The organism is Virgisporangium ochraceum (genome assembly GCF_016863655.1).
GTDB lineage: Bacteria > Actinomycetota > Actinomycetes > Mycobacteriales > Micromonosporaceae > Virgisporangium > Virgisporangium ochraceum.
The window spans coordinates 1-25,325 of record NZ_BOPH01000028.1 but is presented as its reverse complement, the minus strand read 5'-3'; the positions used below and the strand labels follow the sequence as shown (position 1 = coordinate 25,325).

Annotated in this window: 20 protein-coding genes; 9 read left to right on the top strand and 11 right to left on the bottom strand. The window is 72.1% G+C overall.

The features are described 5' to 3' along the window. Positions 1-37: 37 nt before the first annotated feature. Positions 38-1,003: an N-acetylglucosamine kinase gene (locus Voc01_RS12685; protein ID WP_203927575.1), complete on the top strand. Its 966-nt coding sequence runs from the start codon at positions 38-40 to the stop codon at positions 1,001-1,003. Between the two features lie 101 nt (positions 1,004-1,104). Here the strand turns inward: Voc01_RS12685 and Voc01_RS12680 are convergent, their stop codons facing one another. Continuing rightward, positions 1,105-2,445, bottom strand: a complete 1,341-nt coding sequence (locus Voc01_RS12680; protein WP_203927574.1) for an exo-beta-N-acetylmuramidase NamZ family protein — start codon at positions 2,443-2,445, stop codon at positions 1,105-1,107. A 336-nt stretch (positions 2,446-2,781) separates the two neighbouring features. Between Voc01_RS12680 and Voc01_RS12675 the strand changes: the two genes are divergently transcribed. Genes Voc01_RS12675 through Voc01_RS12660 form a run of 4 tightly spaced genes read left to right on the top strand, consistent with a single transcriptional unit; the run spans position 2,782 to position 7,896 of the window. Further along, the gene (locus tag Voc01_RS12675) at positions 2,782-4,629 is read left to right on the top strand and encodes a serine hydrolase (RefSeq protein ID WP_203927573.1); all 1,848 of its coding nucleotides are present in this window, start codon (positions 2,782-2,784) and stop codon (positions 4,627-4,629) included. A 43-nt stretch (positions 4,630-4,672) separates the two neighbouring features. Further along, positions 4,673-6,082: an N-acetylglucosamine/diacetylchitobiose ABC transporter substrate-binding protein gene (gene ngcE, locus Voc01_RS12670; RefSeq protein WP_203927572.1), complete on the top strand. Its 1,410-nt coding sequence runs from the start codon at positions 4,673-4,675 to the stop codon at positions 6,080-6,082. Between the two features lie 2 nt (positions 6,083-6,084). Then, complete coding sequence (locus Voc01_RS12665; protein ID WP_203927571.1) at positions 6,085-7,005, top strand: carbohydrate ABC transporter permease; 921 nt, start codon at positions 6,085-6,087, stop codon at positions 7,003-7,005. Beyond that, on the top strand, positions 7,006-7,896 hold the full coding sequence (locus tag Voc01_RS12660) for a carbohydrate ABC transporter permease (RefSeq protein ID WP_203927570.1): 891 nt from the start codon (positions 7,006-7,008) through the stop codon (positions 7,894-7,896). Here Voc01_RS12660 and Voc01_RS12655 read toward each other — a convergent pair. Then, positions 7,817-9,949 (bottom strand): MMPL family transporter, encoded by a 2,133-nt coding sequence (locus Voc01_RS12655; protein ID WP_203927569.1) that lies wholly within the window; start codon positions 9,947-9,949, stop codon positions 7,817-7,819. The two genes, Voc01_RS12660 and Voc01_RS12655, sit on opposite strands and share 80 nt — an antisense overlap. Before the next feature lie 129 nt (positions 9,950-10,078). Between Voc01_RS12655 and Voc01_RS12650 the strand changes: the two genes are divergently transcribed. Together Voc01_RS12650 and Voc01_RS12645 are read left to right on the top strand one after the other, a co-directional pair. Further along, positions 10,079-11,230 carry a sensor histidine kinase gene (locus Voc01_RS12650; protein ID WP_239160138.1) on the top strand — a complete coding sequence of 384 codons (1,152 nt, stop codon included), beginning with the start codon at positions 10,079-10,081 and terminating at the stop codon, positions 11,228-11,230. Next, on the top strand, positions 11,227-11,892 hold the full coding sequence (locus tag Voc01_RS12645; RefSeq protein WP_203927567.1) for a response regulator: 666 nt from the start codon (positions 11,227-11,229) through the stop codon (positions 11,890-11,892). The genes Voc01_RS12650 and Voc01_RS12645 overlap by 4 nt, the downstream gene beginning before the upstream one ends. Positions 11,893-11,899: 7 nt before the next feature. Here Voc01_RS12645 and Voc01_RS12640 read toward each other — a convergent pair whose 3' ends face one another. Next, positions 11,900-12,853, bottom strand: a complete 954-nt coding sequence (locus tag Voc01_RS12640; protein ID WP_203927566.1) for an aldo/keto reductase — start codon at positions 12,851-12,853, stop codon at positions 11,900-11,902. Between the two features lie 41 nt (positions 12,854-12,894). After that, a complete protein-coding gene (rho, locus tag Voc01_RS12635) occupies positions 12,895-14,040 on the bottom strand; it encodes a transcription termination factor Rho (protein WP_203927565.1) in 1,146 nt (381 codons plus the stop codon). A gap of 231 nt (positions 14,041-14,271) precedes the next feature. Between rho and Voc01_RS12630 the strand changes: the two genes are divergently transcribed. Beyond that, positions 14,272-14,664, top strand: coding sequence for a hypothetical protein (locus tag Voc01_RS12630; RefSeq protein ID WP_203927564.1), 393 nt, complete (start codon positions 14,272-14,274; stop codon positions 14,662-14,664). On the opposite strand, the gene Voc01_RS12625 is transcribed toward Voc01_RS12630, so the two are convergent. Genes Voc01_RS12625 through Voc01_RS12595 form a run of 7 tightly spaced genes read right to left on the bottom strand, consistent with a single transcriptional unit; the run spans position 14,658 to position 21,449 of the window. Continuing rightward, positions 14,658-16,028 carry an alkaline phosphatase family protein gene (locus tag Voc01_RS12625; RefSeq protein ID WP_203927563.1) on the bottom strand — a complete coding sequence of 457 codons (1,371 nt, stop codon included), beginning with the start codon at positions 16,026-16,028 and terminating at the stop codon, positions 14,658-14,660. The genes Voc01_RS12630 and Voc01_RS12625 overlap by 7 nt on opposite strands. After that, the gene (gene eboE / locus Voc01_RS12620; RefSeq protein ID WP_203927562.1) at positions 16,025-17,173 is read right to left on the bottom strand and encodes a metabolite traffic protein EboE; all 1,149 of its coding nucleotides are present in this window, start codon (positions 17,171-17,173) and stop codon (positions 16,025-16,027) included. Before eboE ends, Voc01_RS12625 begins: the two co-directional genes overlap by 4 nt. Then, positions 17,173-18,024 carry a TatD family hydrolase gene (locus tag Voc01_RS12615; protein WP_203927561.1) on the bottom strand — a complete coding sequence of 284 codons (852 nt, stop codon included), beginning with the start codon at positions 18,022-18,024 and terminating at the stop codon, positions 17,173-17,175. The genes eboE and Voc01_RS12615 overlap by 1 nt, the downstream gene beginning before the upstream one ends. After that, a complete protein-coding gene (locus Voc01_RS12610; protein WP_203927560.1) occupies positions 18,024-18,632 on the bottom strand; it encodes an EboA domain-containing protein in 609 nt (202 codons plus the stop codon). Before Voc01_RS12610 ends, Voc01_RS12615 begins: the two co-directional genes overlap by 1 nt. Further along, complete coding sequence (locus Voc01_RS12605; protein ID WP_203927559.1) at positions 18,629-19,486, bottom strand: sugar phosphate isomerase/epimerase family protein; 858 nt, start codon at positions 19,484-19,486, stop codon at positions 18,629-18,631. The genes Voc01_RS12610 and Voc01_RS12605 overlap by 4 nt, the downstream gene beginning before the upstream one ends. Further along, complete coding sequence (locus Voc01_RS12600) at positions 19,483-20,316, bottom strand: SCO3242 family prenyltransferase (protein WP_203927558.1); 834 nt, start codon at positions 20,314-20,316, stop codon at positions 19,483-19,485. Before Voc01_RS12600 ends, Voc01_RS12605 begins: the two co-directional genes overlap by 4 nt. Next, on the bottom strand, positions 20,313-21,449 hold the full coding sequence (locus Voc01_RS12595) for an inositol-3-phosphate synthase (RefSeq protein ID WP_203927557.1): 1,137 nt from the start codon (positions 21,447-21,449) through the stop codon (positions 20,313-20,315). The genes Voc01_RS12600 and Voc01_RS12595 overlap by 4 nt, the downstream gene beginning before the upstream one ends. Positions 21,450-21,758: 309 nt before the next feature. On the opposite strand from Voc01_RS12595, the gene Voc01_RS12590 reads away from it, so the two are divergent. Further along, positions 21,759-25,178 carry a discoidin domain-containing protein gene (locus Voc01_RS12590; protein WP_203927556.1) on the top strand — a complete coding sequence of 1,140 codons (3,420 nt, stop codon included), beginning with the start codon at positions 21,759-21,761 and terminating at the stop codon, positions 25,176-25,178. Positions 25,179-25,325: the final 147 nt, after the last annotated feature.

Genomic DNA, 25,325 nt, shown 5'->3' with positions numbered 1-25,325 from the left:
CACCGTCACCGGGTGGAACCGGTACGGTCAGCGGACTATGAGCCGAACGTTGGTGGTGGGGGTCGACGCCGGTGGCACGTCGACCCGGTGCGTGGTGGCCACGCTCGACGGCACTGTCGTGGCGCGGGGTCGCGCCGGTGGCGCGAACAAAAATAGCAGCGGCGGGCGCCTCGCCGAGACGCTCGGCGCCGCCCTCGGTCCCGCTCTGTCTACAGTGGACCGGGAGCAGGTGGCCCTCGGCGTGCTGGGCGCCGCCGGCGCGGGGGGAGCGGGCGGGCCCGTCTTCCGGGCCGCGGCCGACGAGGCGTGGTCGGACGCCGGGCTCGGGGGCGAGGTGGTCACGGTCACCGACCTGGAGGTCGCCTACGCCGCGGGTACCGCGGCACCGACGGGCACGCTGCTGATCGCCGGCACCGGTGCGATCGCGGCCCGGTTCGAGGGCGGGGTGCCGGTGCGCCGCGCCGACGGGTACGGCTGGCTGCTCGGCGACGAGGGCTCCGCGGTGTGGATCGGCGTGCGCGGTCTCCGCGCTGTCCTGGCCGATCTCGACGGCCGCGACCGTAGGACCGCGCTCGTCGACCCCGCGTGCGCGGCGCTGGGGGTCGAGCGTCCCGACGACGACGAGGCGCTCGCCCAGGCCCTGCTGGCCGCCGCGTTCGCGCGCCCGCCGGCCGACCTCGGCGCGTTCGCCCGCGACGTGAGCGCGGCCGCCGACGCCGGTGACGGGGTGGCGCAGGCGATCTGCCACGCCGCCGCCGACCGGCTGCTGCGCACGCTGTCCACTGTGGAACCGCCCCCGCACGCGCCGGTGGTGCTCGGCGGCTCGGTGCTGCTCTCGCCCGGGCCGGTGGCCCGCGAGGTGCGTGCCGGGATCGCGGCCGGGCTCGGCATCGACCCCCGCGAGGCGGTCGACGGCGCCGCGGGCGCGGCGGCGCTGGCGATCGCCCGCGTCACCGGCGCGCCCGTCGCGGCAGACGTGCACGCGCGGCTCACGGGAGGCTGAACCGGAGGTGTGGGCCGCGCCGGTGCTGACCCCACCGGCGCGGCCCACGGGACCGGGTTGAAGGCTGAGCCCGAACAGGTCGGGCATCGCGCGCCGGGCGGTCATGACCCGAGCCGCGAGTAGAGCAGGTACCTGCGCCGCCGGGCGTCGAAGGCGGCCAGTTCGTCCTTCCACGCGCCGACGACCTCGTCGGTGCCGGCGCCGGCGTCGATCATCGTGCGCATGCGGGTGGACCCCGTGAGCAGGTCGATCCAGTACGGCCGGGCGCCACCGTCGACCCGCCACTGGAACGCGGCGAACTTCCGGGCCTCGACGAGCATCGCCACCCCGGTGCGGATCGGGTCGAACGCGTTCTGGTCGGTGACCTTCACCTCGACGCCGGCGCAGAGCTGGTTGGCGAACTTGTTGAACGTCGGCGTGAAGTAGGCCTCGCGGAACTCCACGCCGGGCAGGTTCTGCGCGTTGACCGCGTCGCACCAGTGGTAGTCCCAGGCCGGTCCGCCGATGAGCTCGAACGGGCGGGTGGTGCCGCGCCCCTCCGACAGCGACGCCACACCCTCGAACATGCCGGTGCCCGGATACACCACCGCCGTGTCGGGCGTGGGCATGTTGGGGCTCGGCAGCACCCAGGGGAGGTCGGTGTCGCCGGCCCGCAGGCGGCCGAACCAGCCGGAGCAGGTGACCACCTCGAGGTCGACCGACCGGCCGGCCTCGGCCGGCAGGAACTCGCCGTTGTAGAACTTCGCGAGCTCGCCGACCGTCATGCCGTGCTGCTGCACGATCTCCTTGCGGCCCACGCCGGACGTGTAGCCCGCGGTCATCATCGGGCCGTACGCGCGTCCACCGATGGGGTTCGGGCGGTCGAGCACGACGTAGCGCAACCCCATGCGCGCGGCCACGACCATCGAGTCGTAGAGCGCGTAGATGTACGTGTAGAAGCGGCATCCGACATCCTGGATGTCGAACACCACCGTGTCGACGGCGGCCGCGGTCAGCATCTGCTGCCACTTGGTCTGGGTGGCCGTGTACGCGTCGTAGACGGTGAGCCCGGTGCGGGCGTCGATGCCCGTCCCCTCGCTGCCGCCCGCCTGTGCCGAGCCGCGGAACCCGTGCTCCGGGCCGAAGACCCCGCCGATGGTCACGCCGTCGGCGTGCATGCGGTCGACGAGGTGCCGGTACTCGCGGTCGACGCCGGTGTGGTTCGACAGCACGCCGATCCGCCTGCCGCGGAACAGGCTCCAGTTGGCGGCCGCCTGCTTGTCGAGCCCGGTGCGCACCGGGATGCGGGGGATCAGCCCGGGCCGGGCGGCCGCCGTCGCCTCTCTCGGCGACAAATCAGCTGCTGTCAGCGCGGCACCACCCAGGCCGCCGGCGGCCACCCCCGCGACACCCATCGCGGCACCCGTCCGCAGCAGGCGCCGCCTATCCAGACCCGACGTCATGTTGGACCCTCCACTCGAGACGGTGGCCGAACGGGTTGAGCACCGTGGACGGTGCCGTCGCGCTGACCCCCCGAGCGGTCAGCGTGCCGGCGGTGCCCGGGCGGTCGGGGGACGCGGTGGGCACAGCCGTCGCCACAGCAGCCGCCACAGCACCCGTCACAGCCGGCGCACCCGTCACGGTGGGAACTCCGGTGCGGGTGGGAACGGCGACGGTACGCGTCCACATGGCGCCTGAACGTACTAGGGTCACCGTTCGATGGCAATAACCTTCGACCCACTTGAAAGTCACGAAGGAAACATTCATCCTAGCCATCGACATGTGGAGAGGTGTTGATGATGCGGCGATGGTCGGTACCGTTGTGCGTGCTCGCCTGCCTCACTGTCGGCGTCACGGCCGCGTTCACGGTCGCCGGCCCGGCCTCCACCGGCCCGGCCGCCGCCGCGCCGGTGGAACCTGAAACGGCGGCGGCACCCGTGGAGGGGCCGCCCACGGTCAGCCCCACCGAGATCCGGTTCCGGCGCGACACCCTGCGCCCCGGCTCCGCCCGCGACGTCGGGCTGCTGTCCGAGAAGGTCGACGCGCTGCGCGGCATCGCGGAGTCGTACCTCCGACCCACGCCCGACCACCAGAACTGGCCGGCGTACGCCGGCGCCGTGGTGCTCGCGGCACACGACGGCGTGGTGGTGCAGCGGTTCGCGGTCGGCGATGCCGTGCGGTACAGCGCGGTCGGCGCGCCGCCGCTGCGGATCGGCACCGAACTGCCGGAGTCGGAGCGGATACCGGCCCGCGTCGACACCATCTACGATCTGGCGTCGATCTCCAAGCTGTTCACCACGATCGTGCTGCTGCAACAGGTCGAGCGCCGACGCGTCGACCTCGACGCGCCGGTGGCGCGGTACGTCCCGGAGTTCGCCGAGGGCGGCAAGGCCGCGGTGACGGTCCGGCACCTGCTCACGCACACGTCGGGCCTGCCGGCGTTCCTGCCGTTCTACAGCACCCACCCCACGCCGGAGACACGGCTCGCGGCGGCGCTGACGACGCCGGTCACCGCGGGAACCGCACCCGGAAACCAGTACGTGTACTCCGACATCGGGCTGATCGCGCTCGGCGAGCTGATCGGGCGGGTCACCGGAAAGGACCTCGCCACCGCTGTCCGCGACGGCGTCACCACCCCGCTGGGCATGCGCGACACCGGCTACAACCCCGGCGCCGACAAGCGGAACCGGATCGCCGCCACCGAGTACCAGCCCTACGTGGGACGCGGGATGGTGTGGGGCGAGGTGCACGACGAGAACGCGTGGGCCCTGGGTGGCGTCTCCGGACACGCCGGCCTGTTCTCCACCGCCGACGACCTCGCGATCCTGTGCCAGATGCTGCTGAACGGCGGCACGTACCGGGGCCGGCGGATCCTGGGCGAGGCGACCGTGCGGCAGGCGCTGGTCAACTACAACGCGGACCTCGAGGAGCGGTACCCGGAGAGCGACCGCGGCCTCGGCTTCGAACTGGGCAAGCACCTGTACATGGACGCGCTGGCGTCGCCGGTGACGTTCGGGCACACCGGGTTCACCGGTACCTCGGTCGTCATCGACCCGCTCACGCACTCGTTCCTCATCCTGCTGAGCAACCGGGTGCACCCCGACCGGGGCTGGGGCACGAACACGGTCGCGCGGCGCGCGCTCGCCCGGTCGTTCGCCGACGCGCACCCGGTGCGGCCGGCCCTCGGCGGCACCGCGTGGCGCACCGAACGGCGCGACAACGCCACCGTGACGCTCACCGCGCCGCTGCGGAGCGCGGCCGGCGCCGCCGCGGTCGCCTCGTTCCTGTTCTGGTACGACACCGAACCCCGCTACGACACCGTGCTCGTCGAGACCTCACCCGACGGGCGGAACTGGCTTCCGGCGACGCTGTCCCTGCGCACGCTGCACCGCCGCTTCGCCGTGACCACCGGAAGCCTCACCGGGTACGGCGGCCGCGAGTGGTGGCACGTCACCGCACCGATGCCGGCCGGCACCACGCACCTGCGGTGGAGCTACCGGACGGACACCGCGCAGCAGGGCCGCGGCGTCTACGTCGACCACGTCCTCGTGCTCGACCCGCGCACCACCGGCGGCGTGCTGTTCGCCGGCGAGACCACCGACGCCGGAAAGTTCGTCGCCGACGGGTGGGCACCGGCCACCTCCTGAGAACGGACTCCCAGGAACCACCACATAGGGCAGGAGCAACGACATGTCACAGACGATCAGTCGGCGCGGCCTACTGCAGGCGGGCGCGACGATCGGCGCCGTGGCCGGCGCGAGCGCGCTGACCGGTTGCGCGATGGGCGGCGGCGACGACACCGAGGGCGCGAAGTCCGACGCCAACGCCCAGAACCCGTTGGGCGTCAAGGAGGACGCGCCCCTCGAGGTGGTCATCTTCAACGGCGGCTTCGGCGAGGAGTACGCCAAGGCGCACGAGGCCATGTACAAGGAGCGCTGGCCGAAGGCCGAGATCAAGCACTCCGCCACCCAGCAGATCTCGCAGACCCTGCAGCCGCGGTTCGTCGCCGGCGACCCGCCCGACGTGCTGAACAACTCCGGCGGCAACCAGATCGACTTCAACGGCCTGGTGTCGCAGGGCGCGCTGGCCGACCTCGGCGAGCTGCTCGCCGCGCCGAGCCTCGACGACCCGAAGAAGACGGTCAAGGACACGCTGCGGCCCGGCATCGTCGACCTCGGGTCGTACGACGGCAGGTTCCTGTCGCTGAACTACGCCTACTCCGCCTACGGCATCTGGTATTCGAAGAAGCTGCTCGACGACAGGGGCTGGCAGTACCCGAAGACGTGGGACGAGATGATCTCGTTGTGCCGCACCATCAAGGCCGCCGGCATGAACCCGTGGACGTACCAGGGCAAGCACGCCCGCTACATGAGCTGGCCGATCCTCAGCGCCGCGGCCAAGCTCGGCGGCACCGACGTGCTCATGGCGATCGACAACCTCGAGCCCAACGCGTGGAAGCACGAGGCCGTCAGGGCGGCCGCCGACGCGTACTACCAGCTCGCCGTCGACGGGTTCATCCAGCCGGGCGCGGAGGGCATGGACCACATCCAGTCACAGACCGAGTGGAGCCGCGGCAACGCGGTGTTCATCTCGTGCGGGTCGTGGCTGGAGAACGAGCAGAAGTCGGTCACCCCGCCCGGCTTCGCCATGGCCGTCTCGCCGACCCCCAGCCTGACCAAGGGCGACAAGCTGCCGTTCGAGGCGTTCCGGGGCACCGGCAGCGAGCCGTTCGTGGTGCCGGCCAAGGCGAAGAACCTGCGCGGCGGGCTGGAGTACCTGCGGGTGATGCTGTCGAAGAAGGGCTCCTCCGACTTCACCCGCAAGGTCAGCAGCCTCACCGTGGTCGCCGGGCCGATCGAGGGCATCGAGCTGTCGCCGGGCCTGACGTCGGTGACGAAGCTGATCGACACGGCCGGGAAGAACACGTTCAACTGGCTCTACAACTCGTACTACCGCAAGCTCGAACGCACCCTCGTCGACGCCGCGTGCGCCGACCTGTTCAGCAAGCGCATCAACTCGGCCCAGTTCGTCGACCGGTGCCAGCAGGCCGCCGACGAGATCGCGAAGGACAGCTCGATCAAGAAGTACAAGCGGACCTGACAGTGCTCTCGAAAGACAGGCGTGGCAAAAGGCTGTTCATCGTCTCCTTCCTCGTACCGCCCCTGTTGCTGTACGGCATCTTCGTGGTGTCGCCGTACGCGCAGGCGTTCCAGATCGCGGGGACGAACTGGGGCGGGCTGTCGCCGGACTTCGAGTTCGTCGGGCTCGACAACTTCCAGCGGCTGCTCGGTGACAACTACTTCTGGAACGCGTTGAAGCACAACGGGTTGCTGCTCCTGCTGCTGCCGGTGGCGACGATCGTGCTCGGGCTGTTCTTCGCGTCGATGATCAGCGTCGGCGGCCGGCGCGACCGGGCGGGCGTGCACGGGGTGCGCGGTGCGGGCGTCTACCGCATCGTGTACTTCTTCCCGCAGGTGCTGTCGGTGGCCATCATCGGCGTTCTGTGGAAGGAGATGTACGCGCCGAAGAGCGGGCTCATCAACGGGGCCCTGCGCGCGGTGGGGCTGGACTCGTGGGCACAGCCCTGGTTGGGTGACCCGCGGTTCGCGTTCTGGTGCGTCGCGTTGGTGCTGCTGTGGAGCAACGTGGGCTTCTACGTGGTGCTGTTCAGCGCCGCGATGCAGTCGATCCCGCGTGACATCTACGAGGCGGCGCTGCTCGACGGCGCGAACCGCGTCACCACCCTGGTACGGGTCACCGTTCCGCTGCTGTGGGACACGATCCAGGTGGCCTGGGTGTACCTCGCGATCCTCGCGATCGACGGCTTCGCCGTGGTACAGATCATCACCGAGGGCGGTCCCGGCTTCTCCTCCGACGTGGTGGGCCTGCGCCTGTACGACACCGCGTTCAAGGACGCCCAGTTCGGCTACGCGTCGGCGATCGGGGTGGCGATGTTCTTCCTGACGCTGACGGTGGCGGCCATGTTCCTGCGGGTCACCCGCCGAGACCGGGTGGAGCTGTAGATGGCCGTTCTGACGAAGCCCGTCGTCGCGGATCCCGTCGCCCCCGCCGAGAAGCCGGCGCGCGACGGCTTTCCCCTGTTCTCCCACGCGTTCCTGGTGCTGTGGGCGCTGCTCACCACGCTGCCGTTGGCCTGGGCGGTGCTCAGCTCGTTCAAGAGCGACGCGGAGATCCTCACCGACCCGTGGGGGCTGCCGGGTGAGATCCGGTGGGAGAACTGGGGACGCGCCTGGAACGAGGCCCACATCGGCCGCTACTTCCTCAACAGCGCGGTCGTGGTGGCCGGCGCGCTGTTCCTCACGATGCTGTTCGGCGCGATGGCGGCCTACGTGCTGGCGCGCTACCGGTTCCGGGGCCAGCGCGTGGTGTACTACGCGTTCGTCGGCGGCATGATGTTCCCGGTGTTCCTGGCGCTGGTGCCGCTGTTCTTCGTGGTGAAGAACCTCGGGCTGCTCGGCACGCTGCCCGGGCTGATGCTGGTGTACGCCGCGTACTCGTTGCCGTTCACGGTGTTCTTCCTGACCGCGTTCTTCCGCACGCTGCCGACGTCGGTGGCCGAGGCCGCGATGGTCGACGGGTGTGGCCACTATGGACTGTTCTTCCGCGTGATGCTGCCGATGGCCCGGCCCGGGCTGGTGAGCGTTGGCATCTTCAACTTCCTGTTCCAGTGGAACCAGTACGTCCTGCCGATCGTGCTGATGCAGGGCGAGGGCGCCGACAGGCGGTGGGTGCTGGCCCAGGGCCTGACGGCGCTCGCCGTGAACGAGGGGTACCGGGGTGACTTCTCCGGACTCTTCGCGGGAATGACGATCGCTATGGTGCCGGTGCTGATCGGATACGTGGCCTTCCACCGTCAGGTGCAGAGCGGACTGTCGGCGGGCCAGCTGCGGTGACGGGGCGGGCGGGCCACCACACCCGCTCGCCGAGGTCGATCGCGAGTGCCGGGACCAGCAGCGTCCGCACCAGGAACGTGTCGATGAGCACGCCGACGGCGACCACCAGCCCGAGGTGCAGCGCGGTGACGTACGGCACCACCAGCAGCACCGAGAACGTGGCCGCCAGGACCACGCCGGCGCTGGTGATCACGCCGCCGGTGACCACGAGCGCCGACAGGACCCCCTCGCGGTGGCCGACCCGGGCGACCTCCTCGCGGGCCCGGGTCATGAGGAAGATCGTGTAGTCGACCCCGAGCGTGACGAGGAAGACGAACCCGAGGATGGGCAGCGACGGCATGACGTAGGGGTAGCCGATCGCCCGGCAGATGATGCCGACCAGTCCCATGGCCGCGGCGTAGGACAGCACGACGCTCGCGACGAGCAGCAGCGGCGCCACCACCGCCCTCAGGAGCAGCACCAGCACGGCGAACACCACCAGCAGGATGAGCGGTATCAGGAGCCGGTTGTCGCGGCTGGCACCGCGCTCGGTGTCGAGGGCGGCGGCGGTTCCGCCACCGACGAGGGCGTCCGCGCCGGGAACCGCGTGCAGCGCGGCGCGGAGGCGCTCGACGGTCGCCTTGGCGGCCGCGGAGTCGGGCGGGTGGCGCAGGACGGCGTCGACGCGCACCCACCGGCCGTCGGCCGACACGCCGACCCGGACGACCTCGGCCACCCCGTCGACCGCGGCGGCGGTCGCGACCACGTCGTCGGCGCGTGCCGCGGCCGCGACGACCTCGGCCGGGGCCGAGGCACCGCCGGGGAAGTGCCGCTCGACGGTCCGCAGCGCCGTCACCGACTCGACCTCGGTGGTGAACATCCGGTCGACGGGCTGGCCGAGCCGCAGCCCGAACACGCCGAGCGTCAGGCCGACGAGCACGAGCGTGGTGACCGTCCAGACCACGCGGGGTCGACGGCCGATCGCGTCGGCCAGCCGTCGCCACGCCCGGCGCCCGCGCCCCGGGTCGGCGGAGGTGTCGGCGGGGGTGTCAGCGGAGTACCGCGGCACGAACGGCCAGAACACCCAGCGGCCGAGCAGCACCAGCAGGACCGGCAGCAGCGTGGTCATCGCCACGAACGCGACGGCGATGCCGGCCGCCGCGACCGGTCCGATGCCGCGCACGTCGTTCGACCGCGCGAGCAGCAGGCACAGCAGCCCCACCGCGACGGTGGCCGCGGAGGCCAGGATCGCCGGGAAGGACCGGCGCCACGCGACGGCCATCGCGGCGTACCGGTCGCGGTGGCGGCGCAGCTCCTCGCGGTAGCGCGCGATGACCAGCAGGGCGTAGTCGGTTCCCGCGCCGAAGACGAGGATCAGCATGACCGTGCTGCCGCTCTCGGTGACCGTCACGCCCGCGTGGCGGGACAGGAGGTACGCCACCCCGGCGGCGACCTGGCTGGCCAGCCCGACCACGACGAGCGGAACGAGCCACAGCACCGGGCTCCGGTAGGTGACCAGGAGCAGCACGGCCACCACGGCGACCGTCACGGCCAGGAGGGTGGTCTCGACGCCGCTGCCGGCCGCGTCACCGTCGGCCTCCACCGCGGCCGACCCGGTGACCGCCGCCCGCAGGCCGGCCGGGCCGCGGGAAGCCTCCTCCCGGATCCGTTCGACGGTGGCACCGACCTCGGCGCCCCGGCCGGGAACCGGAACAGCCACCAGGACCGCCTTCCCGTCGTCGCTGTCCACGGCGCGGCCGACGGAACTTCCGGCGACCAGGGTGGCGAACGTGCTCCGGTGCGCCTCCACGGCCGCCCGGTCGTCCGCGGTGAGCCCGGCCTCGCGCACGTAGACCACCACCGCCACCGGCAGGTCGGAGCCGGGGAAGGCCGACCGCGCCCGGTCGAGCGCCCGGGCGGTCTCGGCGTCGCGCGGCAGGGCACCCGCCGCCTCGGTCGACTCGGCATCGGCGCTCTTTCCGGCCAGCGGCAGCAGCAGCGCGGCGGCCACCGCCCACAGGATCAGGCCGAGCCACGCCACGCGTCGGCCTGCGGAGAAGGGTGTGTTCGTCACGCCGTAAGCGTCGGACCGGCGGCGGGTCCGCCGCTGCTGTCCAAAGGCCGGACCCGCCGACTTTGGACCGCTCCGGCGATGAACTTTGGTCGGATGCGGCCGGACGGCCAGCCGCCGTACGGTGTCGCCATGAGGAACCCGGTCCGGTCGCCGCGCGATTGGGCGGTCGACGTCGCCTGCTTCCTGCTCGCCGTCGCGTTCGCGGTGATCGCCGGGGTCGACGGTCAACGGTTCGGCCCGGTGCCGCTCGCGCTCGACGTCACGGTCGGGGTGCTGTGCAGCCTCGGCGTGTGGCTGCGCCGGCGCTGGCCGGTCGGCTTCGCGGTCACCTGCGTCGTATGTGCCCTGGTGTCGGGTGCGGCCGCCTTCGCGCTGTTCATCGCGTTGTTCACCGTGGCGGTGCACCGGCGGTTCGCGGTGGCCGCGGCGGTCGCGGCCGGTGCGGTGGCCGCCTGTGTCGGCAGCGTGCTGGTCGGGCTCGACACGTCGACGGCCCTGTGGCAGGCCGGGCTCAGCGTGGTGTTCTTCTCGACGGTCGTGGCGTGGGGCATGTATGTCCGGGCCCGCCGCCAGCTCGCCCGGTCGGTGCGGGAACGCGACCGGCGGGCCGAGGTCGACCAGGTCGAGCAGGCCCGCCGGCAGGAGCGGTTGCGCATCGCGCGGGAGATGCACGACGTGCTCGCCCACCGGATCTCGTTGGTGAGCCTGCACGCCGGCGCGCTGGAGCTGCGTCCCGACCGACCGGCGGAGGAGGTCGCCCGGGCCGCGGGCGTCATCCGGGACAGTGCCCACCAGGCCCTGGAGGAGCTGCGCACGGTGATCGGGGTGCTCCGCGCCGAACCGGCCGGTGCCGACTGGACCGGTGACGAGCCGGACCGGCCCCAGCCGACGCTGGCCGACCTGCCCGAGCTGGCCGCCGAGGCGCGGCGGGCCGGTACCCGCGTCGAGCTGGACTGCCGGGTCGCCGAGGCCGCGACGGTGCCGGTCGCGGTCGGGCGCAGTGCCTACCGGATCGTGCAGGAGGGGCTGACCAACGCGCGCAAGCACGCCCACGGCGCCGACGTGTCGGTCAGCGTGAGCGGCCGCCGGGGCGACGGGCTGACCGTCGCGGTCCGCAACCCGTTCCCGGGCGACGCGGCGCACGCCACCGCGGTGCCCGGCGCGGGCAGCGGCATCGTCGGGCTCGCCGAGCGGGCCGGTCTCGCCGGCGGACGGCTGGAGCACGGCCGCACGGCGGCCGGCGACTTCGAGCTCCGGGCCTGGCTGCCGTGGGCCCCGTGACCGACGCTGTGCGCGTCCTGGTCGTCGACGACGACCCGCTCGTGCGGGCCGGTCTCGCGCTGATCCTCGACACCACGCCCGACATCACCCTCGTCGGCGAGGCGGCCGACGGCACCGAGGTGGCCCGGGCCGTCGACGAGCACCGCCCCGACGTCGTGCTGATGGACATCCGGATGCCCCGGCTCGACGGTCTCACCGCCACCGAGCTGCTGCGCGTGCGCCCCGACCCGCCCGAGGTGATCGTGCTGACCACCTTCCAGGCCGACGAGTACGTGCTGCGGGCGCTGCGCGCGGGCGCCAGCGGCTTCCTGTTGAAGGACACGCCGCCGGCGGAGATCCTGCGCGCGATCCACCGCGTGGCCGCAGGGGAGCCGATCCTGTCCCCGGCGGTCACGCGGCGGCTGATCGCCCACGTCGGGGTCACCGGGGTGAACGACCGGTACCGCCGCGCCCGGCAGACGCTGGCCCGGCTGAGTGACCGGGAACGCGACGTCGCCATGGCCGTGGGCCGGGGGCGGTCCAACGCGGAGATCGGCGAGGAGCTGTTCATGGGCATCGGCACCGTGAAGGCGCACGTGTCGTCGATCCTCACCAAGCTCGGCCTCAACAACCGCACCCAGATCGCGCTGCTCGTCCACGACGCCGGCCTGACCGCCGACTGAGAACCCGTTACCCGCGCAGGGCGTCCACCGCCGCCAGCTCCTCGGCCGACAGCGGTCCGCGCTCCGCGGCGGCGACGCACTCGTCGAGCTCGGCGCGGTTCTTGACGCCCAGCACCACGGTCGTGACACCGGGAACGCTCAGCGCGTACCGGTGGGCGAGCACCGCCGCCGGCTGGCCGAGCTCGGCGGCCAGCTTGCGGAAGGGCTCGGCCCGCGCGAAGTCGCGGGCGGCCGGGTGGGCCGTCTCCAGTGGACGGTCGACCGACGCGGTCAGCGAACCGGCCGCGACCGCGCGGATGGCGATCACCGACACCCCCGCGCCGGCGGCGGCCGACACGATCTCCGGGTTGCGCGGCTCGTCCGCGGCGCCGTAGGGCCACATGTCGCCGCTCATGTCGAGGGCGTTGACGACCACCTGGGCCGCGTCGGGCTTCGGGTCGGTGGTGACCGCGTCGAGTACCTGGCGCGGGACGCCGACACCGGTGATGCCCCACGCCCGGATCGACCCGGCCGCGCGCATCCGCTCGAACTCGGGGACGATGACGTCGCGGTAGCGGCTCCAGCTCACGTTGTCCGGCGCCGACACCGACCGGTCGTCGGGGTCGAGCTGGGTGTGCAGGAGGTACAGGTCGAGGTGGTCGCGGCCGATGCGTGACAGGCTCGCCCGCAGGCTGCGCCGCATCTCGGCCACCGGGTCGTCGATCCGGCGCTCGGGAAGCTGCACCTTCGTCGTCACCAGGATGTCGGCCGGTGGACGCGCGTCGCCGACCACGCGCTCGGACTCGAAGTCGTCGCCGTAGCTGGGCGCCAGGTCGAGATGGGTGATGCCGGCGTCGATGGCCGCGTGGACGGTGGCCACCGCCTCCGCCCGGTCGGTGCTGCCCCACACCTGACCGATGCCGCCACCGCCGAGGGTGAGTGCGCTGACACTGCCGAGCCGTCCGAAGGTCCTCGTTTCCATGGGGAGGACCGTACGACTTCGAGTTCGCTCGAAGTCAAACCTCAGCGGGCGGTGAGGCGGTACAGGAACTCCGCGTTCGACTGCGTGCGGCGCAGCCGGTCGAGCAACTGGTCGAGGGCCTGGGGCGCGGGGAGCTGGGCGAGTGCCCGGCGCAGCGCGTGTGTGGCGGTGAGCTCACGCGGGTCCAGAAGAAGGTCTTCACGGCGGGTGCCGGACGCGTTGACGTCGACGGCCGGGAACACGCGGCGCTCGGCGATCTGCCGGTCGAGCCGCAGTTCGGCGTTGCCGGTGCCCTTGTACTCCTCGAAGAGCAGCTTGTCGCCGGCCGATCCGGTCTCGACGAGCGCGCTCGCGACGACCGTGAGCGAACCGGCCGACTCGGTGTTGCGGGCGGCTCCCAGCAACCGTTTCGGTGCCTGCAGCGCCGCCGAGTCGATGCCGCCGGTGAGCGTGCGGCCGCCGCCGGGCGCGGCGTTGTTGTGCGCGCGGCCGAGCCGCGTGATGGAGTCGACGATGACCACGACGTCGCGGCCGAGTTCCACCATGCGCTTCGCGCGCTCGATCGTGAGGTCGGCGACCGCGATGTGGTCGGCCGGCGAGCGGTCGAACGTCGACGCGACGACCTCGCCGCGCACCGTCCTCCGCCACTCGGTGACCTCCTCCGGCCGTTCGTCGACGAGCAGCACGATCAGGTGGCACTCGGGATGGTTGCGCGACACGGCGTTGGCGATGTCGCGCAGCACGGTGGTCTTGCCCGCCTTGGGCGGAGCGACGATCAGCGCGCGCTGCCCCTTGCCCAGCGGCATCACGAGGTCGATGACCCGCGTGGTCATCAGGTGCGGCTCGGTCTCGAGCCGGATCCGTTCGTCGGGGTGGGTGGCCGAGAGGGCGTCGAAGGCGGGGCGCCGGCGTCCGCCGGGCGCACGGCCGTTTATCGAGTGGACCTCCGTGAGCGCGCCATTGTGGACGGTCGCGTCGACCAGGTCTCCGGGACGCAGGTCGAAGCGGTCCTGGAGGTTCTGCGGGATCCGCGGCTCGTCGCGGTGGGGGAGAAGACCGTTGAGGCGCAGCGACGCCTTGCCACGGTGGACGGCCACGATGCCGGTGACCGATGGTGCGTCCGTGGTGGTGGCGGGTGTGCTGGCGGCGCGGGTACGGCGCCGCCGGGGAACTTCGGTGATTGTCATGCGTTCTCCGTTGCGCGGAAGGTGAACCAGCCGTGCGCACCTCGACGGTCGCACGGTGGCGTTTCAGAACGGTTTCGTCTTCCGGGGAAATACACAGGTGAAAGAGTGCGAAACCGGGAGAAACCCAACCGGGGGCGCTGTGTCATTCGCTGAATCGTGCGCCGGCATCCGGTGGTACTGCGCCGAGAGTAGCTCGGTGATGGCTGCTTGTCCACACGTTACGGTATGGGTGTGTCCGAGACCGCTCCCGTCATGGTCCCGCTGGCGGAGCCACGTCCGCTCTCCACCGCCGAACGCGCGTTGCTCGACGCGCTCGTCGACCGTACCGGCCACGACGACCTGCGGGCGCAGGCCAGCACGGCGGTGGTCTGGTCGGCGTGTTCGTGCGGGTGCCCGTCGGCCGGGCTGCGCGTCACCGGGCCGCGGCTGTCCACAGTGGACATGGCGAGGTTCAGCAGGTACGGCCGCGACGACTACTTCGGCGTGCACGGGTACGGCGGCGACGTCGAGATCGTCGTGCACGTGCTGCAGGGAGTGATCGACGAGCTCGAGGTGTACGAGGATGACGGCCTGCGGCCGGCGCTGCCGTCACCCGCGGAGCTGACGAACGTCGAGATCTACTGAAGCATTCCGAGAAGGAGGTCCCTGACCTCCGTGGCGGCCACCTCCGTGCGCGCCGACGACGGGTCGGAGCAGAGGATCACCGGCGCGTCGCGCGGGTCGTCGGGGAGCCGGCCGTGCGAGCCGCGGACGGCCTTCGCGCCGGCGTCGAGACCGACCACCGACATCAGGTACCGCATGCCGAGCTTCTTGCGGAGCAGCGCCTTGGCCGCCCGGGCCTTGGCGGCGCCGGGGTTGGCCGGGTCGAAGAAGAGCTCGGCCGGGTCGTATCCGGGCTTGCGGTGGATCTCCACCAGCGTCGCGAAGTCGGGCGCGCGGGCGTCGTCGAGCCAGTAGTAGTAGGTGAACCAGGAGTCGGGCCCGGCCACCAGCACCAGATCGCCGGCGCGGTCGTGGTTCAGGCCGTGTGCCGCCTTTCCGTCCTGGTCCAGCACCTCGGCGACGCCCGCGACTCCCGCGCACAGCTTGGCCACGGCCGGCACGTCGGCCGGATCGCGCACGTAGACGTGCGCGACCTGGTGGTCGGCCACCGCGAACGCCCGCGACGTCCAGGGGTCGAGGTACTCCATGCCGGCCTGCGTGTAGACGTGCAGCAGGCCCTCGGCGCGCAGCGCCCGGTTGATGTCGACCGGCCGCGACACGGGCGTGATGCCGTACTCCGACAGCACCACGACCGTCGCGTCCGACGCCGCGTCGAGCAGCGGGGTCATCGTCTCGTCGAGGTCGGCGGCCGCCTTCGCGGCCATGGGGGAGTCGGGGCCGAACCGCTGCAGGTCGTAGTCGAGGTGCGGCACGTACACCAGGGTCAGGTCGGGGTTGTGCCGGTCGCGGATGCGTTGCGCCGCCTTCACGATCCAGGCGGACGACGCGATGCCGGCGCCGGCACCCCAGTAGCTGAACAACGGGAACGTGCCCAGGGCGTCGGTCAGGTCGTCGTGCAGCTCGGGTGGGTCCGTGTAGCAGTCGGGGTCCTTGCGGCCGTCGGCGTGGTACACCGGCCGGGGGGTGACCGTCCAGTTGACGTCGGCGCCCATCGCGTACCACCAGCACACGTTGGCGACGGTGAGCTCCGGCTTCCGCTTGCGGGCCGCGTGCCACAGCTTCTCGCCGCCGACGAGCCCGTTGTGCTGGCGCCACAGGAAGACCTCGCCGAGGTCGCGGAAGTACCAGCCGTTGCCCACGATCCCGTGTTCGGCGGGCAGCGCGCCGGTGAGGAACGTCGACTGCACCGAGCACGTCACCGCCGGCAGCACCGTCCCCAGTGGGGCCTGCCAGCCCTGGGACGCCAGCTTCCGCAGGCGCGGCATGTGCTCCAGGAGGCGGGGCGTCAGCCCGACGACGTCGAGAACGAGTACAGGCTGCGTCACGACGGCAGCTCCTTCAGGTCGAGGTCGGTGAGGCGGTCGCGGGCCCACGCGAGCTCGGCGGCGATGCCGGCGGCCAGTTGCGTGGGCGTCTCCGGGCGCGATCCCGGCGGCAGCACGTTCCAGGTGTAGGTCTCGACGTCGAGGTGGTCGCAGCCGGCCTCGGAGCCGCCGAGCAGCACCTCCAGCGACTCGGTGAGCACACCCGTCGTCGCGCGCAACGGCGGCACCGGGTCGGCGTGCAGCGGGACGTGGTAGTGCACCCGCCACGGCGAGCTCGACGTGCTGCCGAGCGCCTCGGGCAGGTCGTCGGCCGACATCCCGTCCCAGCCGCGGGTCTGGTGCAGGAACCGCGGCTCGACGTAGCCGCCCAGCGCGTCGCGGTCGCGGGCCGGGTCGGTGCTCTCCAGCGCCGCCGACACCTGGGTCTTCACCACCGGCAGGCCGGCCTCGCGTAGCCGGCCCAGCGCGGCGGCCGGCTCCTCCCACGCGCACGCCAGGTGGGCGAGGTCCAGGCACACCCCGATGTACCGGGTGTCCACACCGGACAGTTCGGTGGCGGCCTGCGTCGTGCTCTCGACGACGCAGCCGGGCTCGGGCTCCACCGCGATGCGGATCAGCCGGCCGGTGCGGCTCTCCAGCGCGGCCAGCTCACGGGCGAGGAGGTTCAGCGAGCGGCGGCAGGCGTCGGACCGCTCCGGCGTCCACGGGGTGCGCCAGGCCAGCGGCAGCGTCGAGATGGAGCCCCGGACGGCGTCGTCGGGCAGCAGGTCGGCCAGGACCGTCGCCAGGTTCACCGTGTACCGCAGCCGCTGCGGCTCGGTCCAGTCGGGCCGGTAGACCGCGTACTTGACCACCGGGTCCTGGAACGCGGCGTACGGGAAGCCGTTGAGGGTCACCACCTCCAGGCCGCGTTCGTCGAGCGCGCCCTTGAGCCAGCGCCGGGCCCGCGGGTCGGCGGCGAGCTCGGCCGCGACCGGTGCCGCGAGCCACAGCCCGAGGCCGAGCACGGAACTGCCCAGCCGCAGCCGGATCGGCAGCGCGAACGTGTCGAACTGGGCGACGATGCCGGCGAGGTCCTCCGCGGCGTGCACGTTGGTGCAGTACGACAGGTGCACCACGGTGCCGTCGCGGTGGTGCAGGCGCATCACCCGCCGCCGCGCGCGATCGAGCTCCCCGCGAACGTGGCGGCCGGAGCCGGGATGTCGGAGAGGTCCAGCCGGCCCGACTGGCCGTAGAACTCCACCGGGTTGCGCCAGAGCACGCGGTCGACGTCGTCGTCGCTGAAGCCGGCCGCCAGCATGGCCCGGCCGGTCTCGACGGTGAGCAGCGGGTCGGAGTGGCCCCAGTCGGCCGCGGAGTTCACCAGCATCCGCTCCAGGCCGTGCTCCTTGAGGATGCCGACCATGCGCGGCGGCGACATCTTGGTCTCCGGGTAGATGGAGAAGCCCATCCAGCAGCCGGTGTCGCGCACCAGCGGCACGGTGACCTCGTTCAGGTGGTCGATCAGCACCATGCCGGGGTCCATCGTGGACTCTCCGACCACGTCGAGCGTCCGCTTCGTGCCGGCGGCCTTGTCGCGGTGCGGCGTGTGCACGAGCACCGGCAGCTCCGAGCCCAGCGCCATCGCGAGCTGGGCGGCCAGTGCCCGGTCCTCGGCCGGGGTCATCGAGTCGTAGCCGATCTCGCCGACCGCGACGACGCCGTCCTTCTCCAGGTACCGGGGCATCAGGTCGAGCACGCCGAGGCACCGCGGGTCGTTGGCCTCCTTGGGGTTCAGCGCGATCGTCGCGTGGTGCCGGATGCCGAACTGCGAGGCCCGGTACGGCTCCCAGCCGATCAGGGAGTCGAAGTAGTCGACGAACGAACCCGGGTTGGTGCGCGGCTGGCCGAGCCAGAAGGCCGGCTCCACGACCGCGCGGACGCCGGCGTCGGCCATCCGCCGGTAGTCGTCGGTGGTGCGGGAGGTCATGTGGATGTGGGGGTCGAAGACGCGCATTAGCGCTCCTTGCGTAGCGAGAGCCGGTCGAGCAGCGCCACCGCGTCGGCCGGCATGGTGCGGCCGGCGGCGAGGCGCTCCTCCGCGAGCGCGGCGAGCATCGCCGCGAGGTCACCGTCGGCGCGCTCGTCGAGCGCGTCGACGTTCTTCAGGGGGACACCCATGAACACGCACTTGATGACGCCCTGACGCCAGGTGGCGACGTCGAGGTGCGATGCGTAGGGGCCGAGGGCGGCGGCCACCAGCCGGGTGTCATTGGTGCGCAGGGCGTCGTGCAGCAGTGGCGCGGCGGCGGCGCCGATCGGCAGCAGGGGCAACGCCTTCAGCACGGCCAGCCGCTCGGCGGCGTCGCCCTGCTGGTACACGGCGACGATCCGTTCGACCGGGTCGGGGGCGTCGAGGAGCGCCGCGAGCAGCAGCGCCCGCCCCGCCTGGCCGCCGGTGAGGTCCGGATGGTCGGGTAACGGGTCGCGGCCGAGCCGGCGGTCGGCCTGGGCGAAGAATCGTCCGACGGTGTCGGGGTCCGCGCGGACGCTCGCCTCCGCACCGGTGAGCCAGCCGTGCTGGGGGACGCCCGTGAGCGCCGTCCGCAGCTGGTCGAGCGTCATTGAGTCACCTCCTGGGAAGCGGCCTGGAGGAAGTGGAGCGACCGGCGCGCCACGTCGGGTGCGGCGTGGGAGTGCCGGGGCAGCTCCACCGCGACCAGCCCGCGGTAGCCGCCGTCGCGCAGGGCGCGCAGCACGGGCGGGAAGTCGATCTCGCCGGTGCCGAACTCGAGGTGTTCGTGCACGCCGCGGACCATGTCGTCGATCTGCACGTTCACGAGGTGCTCCGCCACGTCGGCGACGCACTCGGGCACCCCCACCGGTTCGAGGCACCGGCAGTGTCCGATGTCGAGGGTCAGCCCGAACGCCGCGGGTTCGCCGAGCGCCGCCCGCAGCCGCTTCCACCCGGCGATGTTCTCGACCAGCATGCCCGGCTCGGGCTCGAAACCGATCGGCACCCCGCGCCCGTCGGCGGCCGCGACGACGTCGGCCACGCCGGCGACGAGCCGGCACCAGGCGGTCGCGTCGTCCACATCGGACGGTCGCACGCCGGCCCAGCAGGAGACGGCCTCGGCACCGAGGTCGGCACCGATCGCCACGGCGCGGCGCAGGAAGTCGACGCGCACCGCGCGGTCGTCGTGGAGGAACGTGGGCGCGTGCTTGCGCCACGGGTCGAGCAGGTAGCGGGCGCCGGTCTCGACGACGACGCCGAGGTCCCGGTCGCGCAGGAGGTCGGCCGTGCGGGCCACCTCCCGGGCCAGCCCGGGGGAGAACGGGTCGAGGTGGTCGTGGTCGAGGGTCAGCGCGACGCCGACGTACCCGAGGTCGGCGATGACCGCGATCGCGTCGGCCAGCCGGTGGTTGGCGAACCCGTTGGTGCCGTAGCCGAACCTGAGGCCGGACCCGTGGCCGGTCATGTCGGTGAGATCCAGCGGGCGAGTCTCCGGCCCAGGGGTGCCGCCGCGGCGACCAGGATCCCGGCGACCGGCCGCCCCGCGCGGGCGGTGAGCGCGCCCTGCAGGGCCGGCAGCGCCATGATTCCGGCGCCCACCGCGGCGCGGACGCGGGGCGCGGCCGGGTCGGTGAGCACGCGCGCCTGTGCCGTTGCGTACCGGCGGGCGTAGTCGGCCGCCAGCACCGTCGACGCGGGTCCGGAGGCCGTGGTGAGGGCGACGGCGGCGGTCGTGGCGAGGGTCGCGGCGGCGACGCGCGGCCGTGTGCCGGCGACCTCCCCGCGCGACAGGGCCGTGACCGTGTAGGTGTGCACGCCCACCGTCAGCGCCGCCGGCAGGGCGCGCGCGACCCGGCCGGTGCTCGCACCGAGCAGCACGTCGAGCGCGCGGCAGGCGGCCATCGCGAACGGCCCGGCGCCGGTGTTCTTGGCCTTCAGGTCGTACGCCCACACCGCGGCGGCGAGCGGGCCGGCCACCGCGAGCGCGCGCCGTCCGCCGGCGGCACCGGCGAGCGCGAGCCCGGCGGCGGTCAACGCGCCGGCGACACCGAGCGCGGCGGGCGCGCTGATGCGGCCCGACGGGATCGGCCGCCGCGGACGCTCGACGGCGTCGAGGTCACGGTCGGCCCAGTCGTTGGCGGCCATCCCGGCCCAGTACAGGCAGACGGAGGCGCAGGCGAGCCCGGCGGTGCGGCGGTCGAGCACGTCGGCCGCGCCGGCACCGGCCACCACGTCGCCGGGCACGGAGAGTGCGGCGGGGGCGCGGACGAGTTCCGCCAGCGCACCCAGTCTCATGTGGACAGTCCGGACGCGAACGCGACGAGCGTTGCCCACTGGTCGGAGAGGCCGGCGGAGGTGCACCCCAGCGGGTCCTTGAAGAAGAAGGCGAGCTCGGGCAGCGGGCCGCTGCGGCGGGCGTGGTGCGCGGCGGCGGTGAGCCGGCCGAGGTCGAGCACGAGCGGCGCGGCGAGCGCGGAGTCGCAGCCGTGCCAGGTGAACTCGACGCGCATGCCGGTGCCGAGGAAACCGGAGAACGTGACGAGGTCCCAGGCGGTCTTGAAGTCGCCGATGTCCTCGACGTAGTCGATGCGGCTGGTGCCCTGCGGCTGGTAGCCGAGCACGTCGCTGAGCACGCGCTGCTTGCTGGCGACCTTCGCGGCGTTGGCCGCCGGGTCGGCGAGGTTCGCGCCGTCGCCGCCCCCGAGCAGGTTGAGGCCGCTCCACGTGTTCACGCGCAGGTTCCGCAGCGCGAACATGGGCGCCAGCACCGACTTGACGAGCGTCTCGCCGGTCTTCCCGTCGTTGCCGCCGTACGGCACGCCGGCTTCCACCGCGAGCTCGTGCAGCGCCGGGAGCCGGGCACCGGTGGAGGGCGTGAAGTCGACGTAGCCGCAGCCGGCCGTGAACGCGGCGTACGCGCCGAGCGCGCTCGGCGGGAGCACGGCGTCGCCGGACGCCAGCGCCGCGCGCAACGCGGCCAGGTCGGCGAACGCGGGGTGCGGCTGCGGCGCCGGCTCGGTGGTCGACACGTTGATGACCACGACCGTGGCGAGATCGTGCACCTCGCGGAACGCGGTGAGGTCTGCCGCTATCAGCTCGGCGGTCTCCGCCTGGGTGCCACCCGCGGGAAGCGGACGCAGGTCGTCCTCGTGCGCCGCCAGCTCGCCGGCGAGCGCGGCCACCAGCCGGGCGGGCACCACGCCGGCGGCGCCGAGCGCCTCGGCCTTCTTCAGCACCGGGGTGGTGACGACGTCGTGTCCGCCGATCACGAGCTCGGACCAGCCGGCCAGCCCGGCCGGGCCGAACTCGGGCAGTTCGGTGACGCATCCGGTCGGCTCGACCAGCCGCGCGCGCAACGCGAACGCGCCGACCGTGGCAGTGACCGCCACCGATCCCCGCGCCCCGATCAGCCAGATGCCCGTTCGCATGTTTCTCGCCCCTTTCCGCTGGCTGGACACAGGAATGGGGTGTCTTGCCGTGCTTTCCGTGGGTGGGATCGAACGCTATCCCGGGGCGTCCGGAAAAGAAAGAGTGACGCTTGGCCAACTTTCGATATAGATCGACAAAAGTTCGTAGAACTTCAATGGAAGTCCTGGACACGCCGTGTCGGCGCCCCTACGCTGACCGGCAGCGACCGGCTTATCGGCGAAGTCGTCGCCGGTGTGGACCTTCGGGGGACCCACCCGGCACGTCGCGTTTGTGTTGGACCGCCCACCATCACGACGCCAGGAGCCACCATGCACCGACGCTGGTATCGCCGTGCGCTCGCAACGGCTGCCTTCCTCCTCGCGGTCACGGCGCAGGCCCCGCCCGCCCTCGCCGCCGACCCACCACCCCAGGAACCCGGTGTCACGCTGCGCGTGTTCGACGTGCAGACGGCGCTCAGCAAGCTGTGCACCCTCAAACCGGCACAGACACCCAACATCGACCGGCTCGTGCCGACCGTCGACATCACCGACTTCGGCATCGCCGACAACTTCGTCTCGCAGGTCCTGGGGAACATCAACATCGCCACGGCGGGGAACTACACGTTCCGGCTGCTCAGCGACGACGGGTCCCGCCTGATCATCGACAACTCGACGGTGATCGACCACGACGGGCTGCACGGCGTCACGGCCAAGGACGGCGCGGTCACCCTCACCACCGGCTACCACTCGCTGCGCGTCGACCACTTCGAGGCCGGCGGCGGCCAGCAGCTCACCCTGCAGTGGCAGCCCCCGGGCGCCAGCGGGTTCGTCACCGTGCCGAACTCGGTGCTGAGCACCGACGCCGGCGTCGTGCGCGTCACCGCGCCCGGTCGCAAGGAGTGCGAGGCCAGCGGCGACTCGCCCGGCGACGGGCTGCCGCTCACCGGCCTGCACCCCGGCTACACGCTCACCAACCTGCGCGCCAGCGGCTTCGAGCCGCAGGTGACCGGCATGGACTTCTTCGCCGACGGGCGCCTCGCGATCACCACGTGGGGCGGAAGCCTCAACACCCTCGGCGAGGTCTGGATCCTCGGCAACGTCACCGGGAACACCAACCCGAACAACGTGACGCGCACGCGCGTCGCGACGGGTCTGCGGGAACCGATGGGCATAAAGATCGTCGACGGGATCATCTACGTCTCGGAGAAGCACCGCCTGACCGAACTCCAGGACACCAACGGCGACGGCGTCACCGACGTCTACCGCACGGTCGCGACGTGGCCGTTCGGCCAGAACTTCCACGAGTTCGCGTTCGGCCTGCTCTACCAGAGCGGCTACTTCTACCTGAACCTGTCGGTATCGATCAACTACGGCGGCGCCACCACCGACCCGCAGCCGGCGCCCAACCGGGGCACCACGATCCGCGTCAACCGCTCGAACGGCGCGGTGGAGTACATCGCCGGCGGCCTGCGGACCCCGCACGGGATCGGGTGGGGACCCGAGGGCGGCATCTTCGTCACCGACAACCAGGGTGGCTGGCTGCCGTCGTCGAAGCTGCTGCACGTCAAGCAGAACCGGTTCTTCAACCACTACATGAACCCGGCCGGCCCGTTCGACAACAACCCGGTGACCAGGCCGGTCCTGTGGATGCCGCAGAACGAGATCGCGAACTCGCCGAGCACGCCGCTGTGGGTCCAGAACGGACCGTACGCGGGACAGATGCTGATCTCCGACGTGACGTACGGCGGCATCCAGCGCGGCTTCCTGGAGAAGGTCAACGGTGAGTACCAGGGCGCGCTGTTCCGCATGACGCAGGGCCTGGAGGCCGGTGTCACCGAGCTGGCGCAGGGGCCCGACGGCGCCATCTACGCCGGCGGCCTCGGCGCCGACGGCAACTGGGGACAGGCCGGCAAGCTGAAGTTCGGCCTGCAGAAGATCACGCCCAACGGCAACGCCGTGTTCGACATGCTCGCGATGCGGGCGACGCCGAACGGGTTCGAGATCGAGTACACCCAGCCGCTGTCGGCCGAGACGGCCACCGCGCTCGCCTCGAAGTACACGGTGAAGCAGTGGCGGTACCAGCCGACCGCCGACTACGGCGGCCCGAAGCTCAACGAGCAGACGCTGTCGGTCTCGTCGGCGTCGCTGTCGGCCGACGGCCGCAAGGTGACGCTCGTGATCCCGGGGCTGCAGACCGACCGCGTGGTTCACATCCGTTCGCCGAAGCCGTTCTCGTCGTCGACCGGTCAGTCGCTGTGGAGCACCGAGGCGTGGTACACGCTCAACGCGATCCCCGGCACCGTCGCCGAGACCAACCTCGCGCTGGGCAGGGCGGCCACCGCCGACTCGTCGTGCAGCACCACCGAGGGACCGGCGAAGGCCGTCAACGGCAGCGTCAGCCAGGGCAACACCGACAAGTGGTGCTCGCTCGGCGCCACCAAGTGGCTCCAGGTCGACCTCGGCTCGGCGCAGACGCTCAACCGGTTCGTGGTCAAGCACGCCGGTGCCGGCGGCGAGGACGCCGCCTGGAATACGCGCGACTTCACCCTCCAGGTCAGTTCCAACGGGACCGCGTGGACCACGGTCGCCACGGTCACGGGGAACACGGCTTCGACGACCACGCACACGTTCACGGCGGTCTCGGCCAGATACATCCGCCTGAACGTCACGACACCGACGAGCAACGGCAACGCGGCCGCGCGCATCTACGAGCTCGAGGCGTACGGATCGAGCGGTCCCGCGCTGTCGAACCTGGCGCTGGGCGCGACAGCCACCGCCGACTCGTCGTGCAACGCCAACGAGGGACCGGCGAAGGCGGTCAACGGCAGCACGACCGGCGGCAACACCGACAAATGGTGCTCGACCGGCGCGTCGAAGTGGCTTCAGGTCGACCTCGGCGCCGCGCGCACCATCTCGCGGTTCGTCGTCAAGCACGCCGGTGCCGGTGGCGAGAACACCGCATGGAACACGCGCGACTTCACCCTCCAGGTCAGCTCCAACGGGTCCAGTTGGACCACCGTCGCGACGGTGACCGGCAACACGGCCTCGACCACGACGCACGACTTCACCGCCGTGTCGGCGAGATACGTGCGGCTCAACATCACCGCCCCCGGCGGGGACGCGGCCGCGCGCATCTACGAGTTCGAGGCGTGGGGGACCGGCGGCAGCGGGCGCGTGACGCTGTTCGACGGCACCAACCTGAACGCGTGGGAGCACACCAACGGCGCCGCGGCGACGTGGCCGGTGTCGGGTGGCTCGGCCGAGGTGCTCGGCGGTGACATCCGGTCGAAGCAGTCCTTCGGCGACTTCACGCTGCACATCGAGTTCTGGATCCCGAACCTGCCGCCGGAGGTCACCGGGCAGGCGCGCGGCAACAGCGGCGTGTACCTGCAGGACCGGTACGAACTGCAGGTGCTGGACTCGTTCGGCAAGCCCACGGCGACGAACGAGTGCGGTGCGTTCTACGAGAAGCGGGCGCCCGACAGCAACCGGGCCACCGCGCCGGAGACCTGGCAGACCTACGACATCACGTTCCGCGCCGCCCGGTACAACGGCACCACGAAGACCGAGAACGCGCGGGTGACGGTGGTCTGGAACGGCGTGGTCGTGCACAACAACGTCGAGATCAACGGCTCCACCGGCGGCGGCGCGGCGGAAGGCCCGGCCGTGGGCCCGATCCGCCTCCAGGACCACGGCGACGCCGGCGCCAACGTCCGCTACCGCAACATCTGGGTGGAACCGGCCGCCTGAGTCATTACCCCCGCCCCCGAGTGACGGCGGCTCCGCTCCGCGGGGCCGCCGTCGCCTGTCCTGCTCCCGATGGCACCGCCTCCGCACGGTGCACCCCAGCCGCTAGTGTCCTGATTCGTATGCGGTCGTGGGTGTGTGTTGATCGTT

Bases quoted from the DNA above. Each gene is read 5' to 3' on its own strand.
- Voc01_RS12685 (WP_203927575.1), top strand. From the start codon at position 38: ATGAGCCGAACGTTGGTGGTGGGGGTCGACGCCGGTGGCACGTCGACC.
- Voc01_RS12680 (WP_203927574.1), bottom strand. From the start codon at position 2,445: ATGACGTCGGGTCTGGATAGGCGGCGCCTGCTGCGGACGGGTGCCGCG.
- Voc01_RS12675 (WP_203927573.1), top strand. From the start codon at position 2,782: ATGCGGCGATGGTCGGTACCGTTGTGCGTGCTCGCCTGCCTCACTGTC.
- ngcE (WP_203927572.1), top strand. From the start codon at position 4,673: ATGTCACAGACGATCAGTCGGCGCGGCCTACTGCAGGCGGGCGCGACG.
- Voc01_RS12660 (WP_203927570.1), top strand. From the start codon at position 7,006: ATGGCCGTTCTGACGAAGCCCGTCGTCGCGGATCCCGTCGCCCCCGCC.
- Voc01_RS12650 (WP_239160138.1), top strand. From the start codon at position 10,079: ATGAGGAACCCGGTCCGGTCGCCGCGCGATTGGGCGGTCGACGTCGCC.
- Voc01_RS12640 (WP_203927566.1), bottom strand. From the start codon at position 12,853: ATGGAAACGAGGACCTTCGGACGGCTCGGCAGTGTCAGCGCACTCACC.
- rho (WP_203927565.1), bottom strand. From the start codon at position 14,040: ATGACAATCACCGAAGTTCCCCGGCGGCGCCGTACCCGCGCCGCCAGC.
- eboE (WP_203927562.1), bottom strand. From the start codon at position 17,173: ATGCGCCTGCACCACCGCGACGGCACCGTGGTGCACCTGTCGTACTGC.
- Voc01_RS12615 (WP_203927561.1), bottom strand. From the start codon at position 18,024: ATGCGCGTCTTCGACCCCCACATCCACATGACCTCCCGCACCACCGAC.
- Voc01_RS12610 (WP_203927560.1), bottom strand. From the start codon at position 18,632: ATGACGCTCGACCAGCTGCGGACGGCGCTCACGGGCGTCCCCCAGCAC.
- Voc01_RS12605 (WP_203927559.1), bottom strand. From the start codon at position 19,486: ATGACCGGCCACGGGTCCGGCCTCAGGTTCGGCTACGGCACCAACGGG.
- Voc01_RS12600 (WP_203927558.1), bottom strand. From the start codon at position 20,316: ATGAGACTGGGTGCGCTGGCGGAACTCGTCCGCGCCCCCGCCGCACTC.
- Voc01_RS12595 (WP_203927557.1), bottom strand. From the start codon at position 21,449: ATGCGAACGGGCATCTGGCTGATCGGGGCGCGGGGATCGGTGGCGGTC.
- Voc01_RS12590 (WP_203927556.1), top strand. From the start codon at position 21,759: ATGCACCGACGCTGGTATCGCCGTGCGCTCGCAACGGCTGCCTTCCTC.